The 12,398-nt window shown below is 48.8% G+C and carries 10 protein-coding genes and 1 pseudogene; 6 read left to right on the top strand and 5 right to left on the bottom strand.

The features are described 5' to 3' along the window. The first annotated feature begins 36 nt into the window (after positions 1-36). Entirely contained in the window at positions 37-1,014 is a 978-nt protein-coding gene (locus GS3922_RS13095) for a LacI family DNA-binding transcriptional regulator (protein WP_063166709.1), read from the top strand. A gap of 1 nt (position 1,015) precedes the next feature. On the opposite strand, the pseudogene GS3922_RS13090 reads toward GS3922_RS13095, so the two are convergent. Both GS3922_RS13090 and GS3922_RS13085 read right to left on the bottom strand, forming a co-directional pair. Then, positions 1,016-1,697, bottom strand: a pseudogene (locus GS3922_RS13090) (response regulator). Between the two features lie 69 nt (positions 1,698-1,766). Next, a complete protein-coding gene (locus GS3922_RS13085; RefSeq protein WP_063166708.1) occupies positions 1,767-3,344 on the bottom strand; it encodes an ATP-binding protein in 1,578 nt (525 codons plus the stop codon). 107 nt (positions 3,345-3,451) lie between these two features. On the opposite strand from GS3922_RS13085, the gene GS3922_RS13080 reads away from it, so the two are divergent. Continuing rightward, a complete protein-coding gene (locus GS3922_RS13080; RefSeq protein WP_063166707.1) occupies positions 3,452-4,498 on the top strand; it encodes a TRAP transporter substrate-binding protein in 1,047 nt (348 codons plus the stop codon). Between the two features lie 266 nt (positions 4,499-4,764). Beyond that, positions 4,765-6,030 carry a dicarboxylate/amino acid:cation symporter gene (locus GS3922_RS13075; protein ID WP_063167416.1) on the top strand — a complete coding sequence of 422 codons (1,266 nt, stop codon included), beginning with the start codon at positions 4,765-4,767 and terminating at the stop codon, positions 6,028-6,030. Between the two features lie 62 nt (positions 6,031-6,092). On the opposite strand, the gene tatC is transcribed toward GS3922_RS13075, so the two are convergent. The 3 genes from tatC to GS3922_RS13060 all read right to left on the bottom strand — a co-directional run bounded on the left by tatC (position 6,093) and on the right by GS3922_RS13060 (position 8,838). After that, positions 6,093-6,842 (bottom strand): twin-arginine translocase subunit TatC, encoded by a 750-nt coding sequence (tatC, locus tag GS3922_RS13070; RefSeq protein WP_063166706.1) that lies wholly within the window; start codon positions 6,840-6,842, stop codon positions 6,093-6,095. 63 nt (positions 6,843-6,905) lie between these two features. Then, complete coding sequence (locus GS3922_RS13065; RefSeq protein WP_063166705.1) at positions 6,906-7,106, bottom strand: twin-arginine translocase TatA/TatE family subunit; 201 nt, start codon at positions 7,104-7,106, stop codon at positions 6,906-6,908. An 85-nt stretch (positions 7,107-7,191) separates the two neighbouring features. Continuing rightward, a complete protein-coding gene (locus GS3922_RS13060) occupies positions 7,192-8,838 on the bottom strand; it encodes a PhoX family protein (RefSeq protein ID WP_063857361.1) in 1,647 nt (548 codons plus the stop codon). Positions 8,839-9,254: 416 nt separating this feature from the next. On the opposite strand from GS3922_RS13060, the gene GS3922_RS13055 reads away from it, so the two are divergent. The 3 genes from GS3922_RS13055 to GS3922_RS13045 all read left to right on the top strand — a co-directional run bounded on the left by GS3922_RS13055 (position 9,255) and on the right by GS3922_RS13045 (position 12,367). Beyond that, the gene (locus tag GS3922_RS13055) at positions 9,255-10,082 is read left to right on the top strand and encodes an aldo/keto reductase (RefSeq protein WP_063166703.1); all 828 of its coding nucleotides are present in this window, start codon (positions 9,255-9,257) and stop codon (positions 10,080-10,082) included. Positions 10,083-10,229: 147 nt separating this feature from the next. Further along, positions 10,230-10,922: a zinc metallopeptidase gene (locus tag GS3922_RS13050; RefSeq protein ID WP_033009347.1), complete on the top strand. Its 693-nt coding sequence runs from the start codon at positions 10,230-10,232 to the stop codon at positions 10,920-10,922. A gap of 98 nt (positions 10,923-11,020) precedes the next feature. Next, positions 11,021-12,367: a hemolysin family protein gene (locus GS3922_RS13045; RefSeq protein WP_063167415.1), complete on the top strand. Its 1,347-nt coding sequence runs from the start codon at positions 11,021-11,023 to the stop codon at positions 12,365-12,367. Positions 12,368-12,398: the final 31 nt, after the last annotated feature.

Below are 12,398 nucleotides of genomic sequence, written 5' to 3'. Positions count from 1 at the left end.
TTTCAAGTCAAGCGTTTTTTAGGAAAGGGTGGGAACGTGGCGAACATCCGCGATTTGGCGAAAGAAGCGGGCGTCTCGGTGGCTACTGTATCAAGGGTATTGAACGGGTATCCGTATGTAAGCGAGGAAAAGCGGAAGGCGGTTTGGGAGGCAGTTGAGAAGCTCAATTATACAAAAAACATTCAAGCTGTCCATTTGGCGAAAGGAAGGACAACGATCGTCGGAGTCATGCTCCCGTACATTCATCACCCTTATTTTTCCGCGATTATCGAAGGGGTTTCCAAGGAGGCGCTTCGTTACGGTTATCAGTTGCTTTTGTTTCAGACGAATTATGACGTTGAGCGAGAGCTCGAGGCGCTAGAGCGGTTGCGGATGAAGCAAATGGATGGATTGATCGTCTGTTCTCATCAAGCGGACTGGGAGATTTTTGCGGAATATCAAGAAGAGGGACCGATTGCTTTATGTGAACGAGTGGATGGGTATGACTTTTTCACGGTTTACATCGACCACTACCAAGCGTTTGCCAAAGCGCTTCGCTATTTGCTGGACAAAGGACACCGACGGATTGGCTATTGCATTGGAAGAAGGACAGGCCCGAACAGCCAGGCGCGGGCGGCGGCGTATGAAGAGGTATTGCGTGACGCCGGCGTCACTCCCCAGCGCCAATGGATTTTTGACGGTTGTCTATTTCTTGAAGACGGAAAGCGCGTGATCGAGCAATGGATGGCAATGGGGGAGCGGCCGAGCGCTTTGCTTGTGACGAGCGACCAAGTGGCGGCCGGCATCGTGTTATACGCGCAGCGCGTCGGGGTGCGTATTCCAGAGGAGCTTGCCATCATTGGATTTGATAATGATCCGTTGGCCGAAATGCTGGGCATTACAACCGTGGCGCTTCCTCATTTTACGCTCGGAGAAAGAGCATTCCGCCTTCTTCACCATTGGCTGGAGACAGGAAATGTCCCGCGAAAACAAGAAGAGTTGCCTACCCGATTGATCGTGCGGGCTACCGGGTAGGCTATAGCCGTTTCAACTCATAGCGGTTGACGGGGCGGCCAACACCGCCGTATTGCACATCAAGCACGACTTTTCCGCTTTTCTCGAGATGCTCTAAATAGCGGCGGGCGGTGACGCGGGCGATGCCGACCCCCTCGGCCACTTCTTCAGCGGAGACGGGGAAACGGTGCTGGCGCAAATAAGCGATCACTTTTTCCAATGTCACTTCGTTTAATCCTTTCGGAAGTTCTGCCGGTGAGACGGCCGGCTGCTCCGGTGTTTGCCGCAGCGCATCAAGCTCCGCTTGGGTGAGCGACTCTTTTTCCGCCAATGATTGACGGAAGGTGCGATAATTTTCTAACGCCTGTTTGAGCCGTTCGAATTTGAACGGTTTGACAATATAGTCAAATGTGCCGTTTTGCAGAACGCGGCGCACGGTTTCGATGTCGCTTGCGGCGGTGATGGCCAGAATATCCACTTCATGCCCACGGGCGCGAATTTCCTTTAACGTCTCGAGGCCGTCTAATTGCGGCATGTAAATGTCAATGACCGCTACATCAGGGTGGAGTTCCTCGATCAACCGCAGCCCTTCCTCTCCGTTCCCGGCGAGGCCGACGACGGTGAAACCGTTCACTTGTTCAATCATTTGCCCGGTTTACTTCTTGAACCATCGGGTCATCTTCAATGAGCAATACACGATACATTGCCTTTCCTCCTTTATCTCGAGGGCGGAAGCGCGTCGAATGCGGCCGCCGCTGCATGAATCAATGGCGTTACATATCAAACGTAATGGTAAATACGGTTCCTTTCCCTTCCTCGGACTGAACGCTGATGTGGCCGTTTCCCTTTTCCACAATTTGCTTCACCAAATATAGGCCGATGCCGCGTCCGTTCTTTCCTTTTGTTGAAAAGCCTTCGTCAAAAATGCGATCGATATGCTCGCGGGCGATGCCTTGGCCGTTGTCCTCAACCGAGAGGGAGCAAATCTCTTCATTTTGTTCCATGCTGATGTAGATTTCTTTCTCCCGATCGGTGATCCCTTGGAACGCATCGAAGGCGTTTTCAATCAGGTTGCCAAGGAGAATGACGAAATCATGATGGTCGAGGTGCGGCGGGAAGCGGTGCAGCCGGCTGTGCCGGTCGATCGTCACACGAATGCCGAGCTCCTTGCCGCGGCGGATTTTGCTTAACAATAGTCCGGAAATGCTCTCATCCTTGATGTTGCGGCTTAAAAACTGCGTGAGCTCCGCCTGTTCTTCCGTAACTTGGAACACGTACTCAAGCGCCTTCTCAACATGACCGAGCTGGATCAGGCCGGCAATCGTATGGAGCTTATTCATGTACTCATGGTTTTGCACACGCAAGGCGTGGACAAACGCCTTTACCCCCGTTAATTCCTCAGCCAGCCGTTTCACTTCGGTGCGATCTTGGAATATGGCAATCGCGCCAACCGTTTCCCCATTGACCTTAATCGGGATGCGGTTGCTCCAAATCGTTAAGTTGCCGAGCTGTAGTTCTTTGTTGTAAATCGGTTTGTTCACTTCCAAGATCTCCGGAAGGTACGTATCCGGGATTACGGAACGAATCGGGCGTCCGATTACGTCCCCTTCGATGCCAAGCATTTGCTTCGCCCGATCATTAAAAATGGTGATGTTTTCATTGCTGTCAATGGCGATGACGCCTTCGTGCATGGCGTTAAACGCCTCTGTCCGCTCCACAAGCAGTTTGGCGATTTCATGCGGTTCAAGCTCAAACATTTGCCGCTTAATATGAGAGGCGAGCAGCCAAGCTCCGCTTCCGCCGGCGGCTAGCGACAAAACGACCGCCATGGCGATTTCTTCTTTTAACGTATCAATCGCTTCCCAAAACGTCGGCAGTCGGTAAGCGGCGATGGTAACGCCAATTTGTTCATGATCGCGATTCATGATGGGGACGAAGGCGCGAACCACTGTCCCGATTTCTCCGCGCGCTTTCGATGTATACGTATGTTCCGCGAATGCCGGCCCTTCATCAGCCCCGCGGGAGACGGTACCAATCATCGCTGGAAGCGGATGGGAGAGGCGAATTTTGTTCATGTCGAGCACAACAATATAATCGGCGCTATGGATGACACGCACCCGTTCGACGATCGGGTTCACGAGCGCTCGGCTTTGCTTTGACCCGACAATGTGCTGCTTAACTTCCGGCAGTTCGGATACGGTGCGCGCTGTCAACAAGGCGCGTTGGCTTAATTCTTCTTCCTTCGTATGGAAAAAGTCGCTAATGATAAATACGCCGCTCAGCAGCATCGAAAAGCTGACGATGACAAAAATTAAAATCGTGATTTTCCAACGGATCGGCAGTCGATTCATCGATGAACTCCTCTTTACTATGCGGAAAATTCATTATTATTCATTCTAACATGATTCTAGTGATATGATAAAAAGGAAGAAAACAAAGGATGAACATGGGGTGAATAATGGGGAGAAAGTGGAAATGGTGGGTGCTCCTTCTTGTCATCGGTGTCGGTCTTGCCGCATGGACCGGCAGCCGCCAAGCTGATCAAGAGCGGATTGTATACGATGATGAACAAAGGGGGCTGCAAAAACAAATTATCATTTACTTTAGCCATGTCGTTGCGGAAAATACACCGAAAGGGCTGGCAGCGCAAAAGTTTGCCGAACTTGTCGAACAAAAGACAAACGGCCGCGTTAAAGTCGAAGTGTTTGCGAACGGCTCGCTTTATTCGGATGGAGAGGAGCTTGATGCGCTGTTGCGCGGCGATGTACAAATGATCGCCCCGTCGTTTTCGAAGGTGACAGAACTCATCCCGGAGTGGCAGGTGCTCGATTTGCCGTTTTTGTTTCACGATGACAACGATGTGCGCCGTGTGTTCACCGGAAAAGTGGGAGCCGAACTGCTCGGAATGCTTGAAGAAAAAGGAATCAAAGGGCTGGCGCTTTGGAGCAATGGATTTAAGCAAATGATGGGCACAACGCGTCCGCTTGTCGAGCCTGATGATTTCCGTGGGTTGCGTTTTCGCATTATGCCGAGCGAGGTGATCGACAAGCAGTTTCGCCTGCTTGGCGGCGAACCGGTTGCTGTCTCATTTGACCGTGTATACCGGGCGCTTGAACGGCATGAGTTTGACGGCCAGGAAAATACGATTTCTAACATTTATTCGAAAGGGTTTTACAAGTTTCAGCCGTATATTACAATCAGCAACCACGGCTATCTTGGCTATGCAGTCATGATGAACCAGTCGTTTTGGAACAGTTTGCCGAAAGAGATCCAGCAAAACATAGCTGAAGCGATGGACGAGGCGACAAGATGGAATTTGCGCCAGTCAAAGGCGCAAAATGAGCGGGAATTGCAGCAGCTGAAGCGGCGTGAGGATGTCCATCTTTATTTGCTGTCGGAAACAGAAAAGCGGAGATGGGAACGGAAATTGGCCCCGCTGTATCAGGAATTTACGAGACGGTTCGGTTCTAGACTTTTGAATGAAATCAAGAAATCCGATGAATAGGAGGCTGACCCAAAAGGTCGTCTGCCTTTAAGATCGGAACAACATATAGTTTAGCACAAACAGTCAGTACGTATATATAGCGGCGAAAGAGGGTGTCCTGATCCTTTTCGGACACCCTCTCTTTTCTGGCGATAGACGCAGCCTTTGTAAACGTTTGAGAACAAAAAGACCAAAACGACCATTATCACCATAATATTTTTATTTGATCGATTTTTCTTTATGATAGTGCTGAAAGCGTTGTCAAGGAGATGAAAGGAGTGGGAGAAATGCGGGGGAAATTTAAAAATTTAACCGTGCAAGTCATTATCGGTATTCTTTTAGGGATTATCGTCGGGTTTTTATTCCCGGAATTCGGCGCTAAGTTAAAAGTGTTAGCCGATGGGTTTATTAAGTTAATCAAAATGGTGATCGCGCCGATTATTTTCTTTACCGTTGTGATCGGGATCGGCAACATGGGCGACTTGAAAAAGGTCGGCCGCATCGGCGGCAAGGCGCTCCTTTATTTCGAGATCGTCACGACATTTGCTTTAGCGATTGGGATTGTCGTTGTTAACTTCGTCAAACCGGGTGTTGGTTTCAATACCGATGCGGTCAAAGGTGGAGACATTTCGCAATATACGAAGCAGGCGGAAGAGACGAGCCACGGTTTTGTCGATTTCGTGCTCAGTATTATCCCGGATAACGTCGTCGCAGCGATGGCCAGTGGAGAATTGCTTCCGGTGCTCTTCTTCGCCGTCCTGTTTGGCGTGGCGGCAGCCGGTTTAGGGGAAAAAGCCAAACCAGTGCTTTCTTTGTTCGAACGGATTGCAGAACTATTCTTTAGCGTAGTCAATATGGTCATGAAAGTGTCGCCAATTGCCGCATTTGGCGCGATGGCGTATACGATCGGCACATTCGGTCTCGGCTCGCTCGTGTCGCTCGGCAAGCTGATGGGATCGGTATACATTACGATGGCGCTCTTTATTTTCGTCGTGCTTGGCGGAATTGCCAAGTTTTACGGATTTAACATCTTTAAGTTTCTCGCCTATATTAAAGAGGAACTGTTGCTCGTTCTTGGTACGTCCTCGTCTGAATCAGCTCTGCCGCGTCTGATGGAGCGGCTTGAAAAATACGGCTGCTCGAAGTCGGTCGTTGGCCTTGTCGTTCCGACCGGGTACTCGTTTAACTTGGACGGCACATCGATTTATTTATCGATGGCGGCCATTTTCATCGCTCAAGCATACGGCATTGATTTAAGTATTTGGCAAGAGTTGACATTGCTCGGAGTGTTAATGCTCACCTCGAAAGGGGCGGCGGGGGTCACCGGTTCTGGGTTTATTACGCTGGCCGCAACGTTGGCGGCGTTTCCGATGATTCCGGTCGAAGGCATCGCCTTGTTGCTTGGGGTCGACCGTTTTATGTCTGAGGCGCGGGCGATTACAAACATTATCGGCAACGCAGTAGCTACGGTTGTCGTTTCGAAAATGGAAAATGAGTTTCATCCTTCTGCCGAACAACAACTAGCGGAAGGGAATATGAAAATCGCGAAGTAAGAAACAAGGGGCTGCTCCAAAAGGCCGCAGCGGTTGGCCTTTGGAGCAGTCTTTTTTATTTTTCAAGGGATGGAGCGGATCTCGTTTTTTAGCCATTCTTCGTTCGCTTTGCATTTCCGGCGATAAACGATTTTGGACAGTAAAACACTGCACTCATATAGAAACAGCAGGGGGATGATGACAAGAATATCTGAAAGCAAATCTGGAGGAGTGATAAACACTGCAACTAAAATTAAAACAAAGTAAGCGTATTTTCTCATTCGCTGCAGCCGGTACGGATTTAACACCCCAAGACTCGTCAAGAACATGATGATGACCGGAAGTTCGAATAAAAATCCGAACGGAACCGTCATATGAATGACAAACCGAAAGTATCGTTCCGCCGTAAAGAGCGTTGTAAACATCTCGCCTGACAGGGAGAGAAGAAAGTGAAAAACAAACGGGAAAATGATAAAGTAACCGAAGCATATTCCTAATACAAACAGAATGAAAAGAGCCGGAATGTAAGCTAATGCCAGTCTTTGCTCATGCTCGTGCAATGCCGGGCGAACGAACAGCCACGCTTGATGGGCGGCAATTGGTATTGTCCCGGCAATGGCGATCACGCCGGCTAAGACGAAATAGACCCACAAAATGTCGCTTGGGCCGAGAACGGCCAGCTTCAGTGGCAAGTCCTGAACGAGCCATCGATACATAGCCGGTGCGTAAATGAGCGATCCAATTAACAAAATAGTAAAAGCGCCAAGTGTAATGATGAGGCGTTTGCGCAGTTCATTCAAATGACCGATCAAGTTCATTTCTTGGTTTTTCATCGTCTCCCCTCTTTATATCAACAAAGGATGAAACACGAATTACAGATGTCTTTCGCAAGGAAACTAACTTGTCTTTTCCACTTTATGATTTAACCTCTCTTTGTTTGACTCGTCATCTGAAACCAATTCCCGCGCTGACTTTTTGAATTCTCTCAGCGTTGTGCCAAAGGCGCGCCCGATTTCGGGCAGTTTTGATGGACCGAAAATGATCAAGGCAATGACAAGAATGAGGATTAAACCAGGGATACCTATATTTTGCAGCATGGCAACGTCCTCCTGTTTGTATGTATTATTTTGTATGGAAACGGGCTAGCCCGTTTCCATATGTTGCATTGTGCATTTATTTCACTTATTTATTGAAATGTCCGCCCTGCACGGCTACGAGGCAGGAACGGCCGAAACGTTGGCCGGGATAAGGATTCCACGTTTCCGGATGCTGTACATCTAAAAATAACGTGCGTTCATCGGGAGTGAACCATGGACCGGTGACTTCGCACCCTCTCGGACCGGACGCAAACTGGAACGGCTCCCCGTACTGTTTGCCGTCGGTCGGAATCATGAACACCCCGCAGTTTTTATACGCGGCATACACGTTATCTTCTGTCGCATAAAAATCTTCAACAACCCAAAGGTTCCCTTTGCTGTCAAAGTGAAGGTTGTCAGGGCACGTAATGCCGCTTTGGCGTCCGCCAGCGATGAAAACTTCAAACGTGAATCTTTCGCTTCCGTGGTCACCTTCCGCAGGGATCAAACGGATGATTTGGCCATGGAAGTTTCCGTGCTTCGAATTGTTTGTTAAAGATAAAAATACGCTGCCGTCATACGGATGGATTTCGACATCTTCCGGACGGTCGAGCGGTGTTGCCTTAACAGCAGCGCCTGCTTCCCGCGCGTAGGTCAGCACATCCGCCTGGCTAGTGAAAAACTTTTTGCCGTTTTTTTCATAGTTTTGCAAATCTTTATTCGTCTCGTAATCGAGCGCGATCCATTTTTGTTTTCCGAGATCAGCGACGTATAATGTTCCGCTTTCTAAAATATCGAAGTTGGCCTCGCGGTTATTCGGGTTGAATTTCTTTTGGCTGACAAACTTGTAGAAGAAGGCATCGGCTTTGTCATCTCCCATATAAACGACCACCCTGCCGTCTTTCGTTAATCCCATTGCCGTATTTTCGTGAGCGAAGCGTCCCAGTGGGGTATGCTTCCGTATCGGCGCATTCGGGTTAAATGGATCGACTTCCACCACCCAGCCATAATGCTCATCAATAAAATCAGGCCATCCGTAGTCATCGCCGTAATATGTATTCTCCTCACAAGAAAGAACGGTATTCCAAAGCGTTCTTCCGCCGCTGCAGTTTCCGAGCGTTCCTGTCACCGTTGTCGCGCCTTTGACCGCCTTGCTTCCGCTTGCAGGGCCGGTTAATCGAATGGGAGTGTTCGCATCGATCCGTCGGTTATATTGGTCATTTTTTACTAACCGCCATTCGCCTTTTTCTTTTTTTACGTGAATGACTGAGCCGCCAACTGCCTCTTTTTCCATTTTTAACAATTCAGGGTAGCTTGAAAGATTCGCCTTGTTAAATGTACTCGGGTCAATTCCTAGTATTTTCATGTAGTTTTCTGGCTCAGGGAATTCATGGTTAACCCAGATGAGTCCTTCTTCGGAGTTGTTGCCGCCTTCGAGGCTGTCGATCGGAAAGTAGACCGTAAGATCCGCCGAGTCGCCGAACCTTTCGCCCTTCGAGTTAATGATATCCCCATATGAAGCGATAATGTTGTATCGATAGCCTTTCGGCAGAACTAAATCGTTTTCCCATGTGCGGCTGATCGGTTTGAAAGGTGCCGTAAGCGGTTTGCCGTTTCCTGACGGTTGACCGTTCATTAAATGGTTTGCCGTCATGGCGCTTGCCTTACTTGTTAATGTGTCTATGCCGGATGACGCGGCGACTAATGCTGCCGTACTGCTTCCTACATATTTCAAGAATAAACGGCGATCCATCACTGACCATCCCTTCCATCGTTTTTAATCAATTCACAATTATGATTCTACGGGGGGAAAAGGGAAATGTTAATAAATTGAATGTAAATAATTGTTAAGTGTTGATAAAATTTTTAACCGTTTGTAAATGGCATTTATTGTGCAATAGGAGAAATAGCGGTTTAAGCCGCTTGTCGCTTTTTTTGCCTTTCATTGTTCTCTAAGTTGAAAATGACGAGTAGATTTCTTTTGAAATACAGGTGGAGGATGATGAAAAAAGAAGGGAAATGATCAATGACCAAAATCGCTGAGTGATTGAAAAAAGGATGCCATGGTCAGGAGAGGGAATGGTTCCCTCGCTTTTTGTGCATATATTTTGCTTTTTCCTGGCCGTTTTTCCATAATAAAGCTATACCGATGTTGGAGGGGGAAGAAGAGTGAACAGTTTGCAAGACTGCGCTGTATTACATAACGGTGTGCAAATGCCGTGGGTCGGCCTTGGCGTTTATAAAGTCAAAGAAGGGGAGGAAGTAAGAAGCGCGGTGCGCACCGCGCTCGAGATCGGCTACCGCCATGTCGATACAGCCGCTTTTTACGAAAACGAAGAAGGGGTCGGGCAAGCGATCCGGGAATCTGGCATTCCGCGCGAGCAAGTATTTGTGACGACGAAAGTATGGAACACCGACCAAGGATACGAAACGACGCTGAAAGCGTTTGATACAAGCTTGAAAAAGCTCGGCTTTGACTACGTTGACTTGTACTTAGTCCATTGGCCGGTGAAAGGGAAATATAAAGAGACGTACAAGGCGCTTGAAAAGCTATATAAAGACGGGTATGTGCGTGCAATTGGCGTCAGCAACTTCCAAATTCACCATTTGCAAGATGTGCTGGCTGACTGCGAAATTAAGCCGATGGTCAACCAAGTCGAGTACCATCCGCGCTTAACGCAAAAAGAGCTGCAGGCGTTTTGCCGGGAAAACGGCATCCAGCTTGAGGCATGGTCGCCGCTTATGCGCGGGGAAATTTTAACCGAACCGACAATCGTTGAAATTGGCAAAAAATACGGGAAAACGCCAGCGCAAGTCGTGTTGCGTTGGGATTTGCAGCACGGCGTCGTGACGATCCCGAAATCGGTGACGCCGGCGCGTATTAAAGAAAATGCCAACCTTTTCGATTTTTCGTTGACAGCCGAGGAAATGAAGCAAATTGATGCGTTAAACTTGAATAAACGGATTGGCGCCGATCCAGACAACTTCAACTTTTGATAAACAGGATCGGCCAAACAGCGCCCGTCGTCGGCGCTGTTTTTTCTATAAGAGAAATGAAACCAAGGTGACATATTTGACGTATGAAATGATGAACAAGTACAATAAATAATAGTATACACAATTGGAAAAACGGAGGGTGCTGAGATGCTATTCCATCCGATGGATATTTTCATTTTTATCGCCTTCTTCATATCGCTTTGGGCGCAATGGAAGGTATCAAGGAATTTCAATGCCTGGTCTGAAGTTCCAGCCTCATCGGGGTTGACGGGGGCGGAAGTGGCGCGCATGATTTTGGACCGCCACGGCTTGCATCACGTGCCGGTTGAGGTCGTTCCGGGACGATTGTCCGACCATTACGATCCAATTTCCCGCACTGTTCGTTTGTCGGAACCTGTCTTTTACGGGCGTTCGATCGCTTCCATTTCCGTTGCCGCCCATGAGGTCGGTCATGCGGTTCAGCATCAGCAAGGGTATGCGGCGCTCGTTCTTCGCCACCGGATGTTCCCGGTTGTGAATTTGGCTTCCGGCGTGGCTCCGTTTTTACTGCTCGTTGGGTTTTTGCTCCATCAATTTTCATTGATCGGTCTCGGCATTTTGTTCTTCTCACTGGCGGTGGCGTTTCAAGTCATCACGCTGCCGGTCGAGTTTAATGCGAGCGCCCGGGCGAAACGGTTTATCTTGGCGGAAGGAATTATCGCTCCGGATGAAGTTCGCGGCGTGAACAAAGTGCTCGGCGCAGCGGCGTTGACGTATGTGGCCGCGACATTGATCGCCGTATTTGAGCTGTTGAAGTATGTGCTCATCTTTACCCAAGGGAACAATAACGAAGAGTCGTAATGCGTTGTGCCGCCTTAGGCTGTCCGCCGTTGGCGGCATGGCGAAACTTTTGCACGCAGGAGGTGTACCTGGGCGCTTCATCCGCGCTCGGAGATGAATTGGACATAGCCAGTTTGCTGTTAGTGGCGCTGCTTATTGCCTGCACCGCCTTTTTCGTCGCTTCGGAATTTGCGATCGTCAAGGTGCGCAGCACGCGCATCGACCAACTTATCAATGAAGGCAATAAACGGGCGATCGCGGCGAAAAAAGTGATTTCGAACTTGGATGGCTATTTATCGGCGAACCAGCTTGGCATTACCCTCACTTCGCTTGGCCTTGGCTGGTTGGGGGAGCCGACGGTGGCGCGGATGTTGCTGCCGCTGTTTGAACGTTTCCATTTATCGGAATCCGTCTCCCACTTTTTAGCGTTTATTATTTCATTTTCGCTCATCACGTTTTTGCATGTTGTTGTCGGCGAATTGGCGCCGAAAACATTTGCTATTCATAAAGCAGAAGCGATTACGCTGTGGACAGCCAAGCCGCTCATTTGGTTTTACAGAATCATGTACCCCGTGATTTGGTCGTTAAATAACACAGCCCGATTAGTGACGCGCCTGTTTGGCCTCAGGCCGGTGGCGGAGCACGAAATTGCCCATTCCGAGGAAGAGTTGCGCCTAATTTTATCGGAAAGCTATAAAAGCGGGGAGATCAATCAATCCGAGTATCGCTATGTCAACAACATTTTCCGCTTTGACGATCGCATAGCGAAGGAAATTATGGTGCCGCGCAAAGAAATTGTCGCGCTCGATATTAACAAAAGCGTGAAGGAAAACCTGGAGATCATCCAGGAGGAAAAGTATACGCGCTACCCGGTCATTGATGGCGATAAGGACCATGTGCTCGGGCTCATTAACGTGAAGGAAGTGTTTACGGATTTCATCGCCAACCCGTCCCATGATAAACAGATCAAAGACTATATCCGCCCGATTATTCAAGTGATTGAATCGATCGCCATTCACGATTTGTTGGTCAAAATGCAAAAAGAACGCATCCATATGGCGATTTTAGTCGACGAGTACGGCGGCACATCCGGATTGGTAACAGTTGAGGATATTTTGGAAGAAATTGTCGGTGAAATCCAGGATGAGTTCGATATCGATGAAACGCCGCTTATCCAAAACATTGGCGATCGGTTCATTTTGGATGGCAAGGTGCTCATTAGCGAAGTGAACGATTTGTTAGGGCTTGAAATCGATGATGACGATGTCGATACAATCGGCGGTTGGGTGTTGACGAAGCATTATGACATCAAAACAGGCGATACTGTGGAAATCGACAACTATCTTTTTACGGTCAAAGAGATGGATGGTCATCACGTCAAGACGCTCGAGGTGGTGAAAAAAGAACCGGATCGAGAGGAAGAAAGCGAAACGGCGGACGTTGAAGAAGAGCAGCTGCGTTTGTAAGGCAGACGGGGAAACGTCTGCCTTTTTTGCG

It is taken from the genome of Geobacillus subterraneus, from assembly GCF_001618685.1.
GTDB lineage: Bacteria > Bacillota > Bacilli > Bacillales > Anoxybacillaceae > Geobacillus > Geobacillus subterraneus.
Note: the sequence above shows the minus strand (reverse complement) of the source record. Positions and strands in the feature narration are given on the sequence as shown.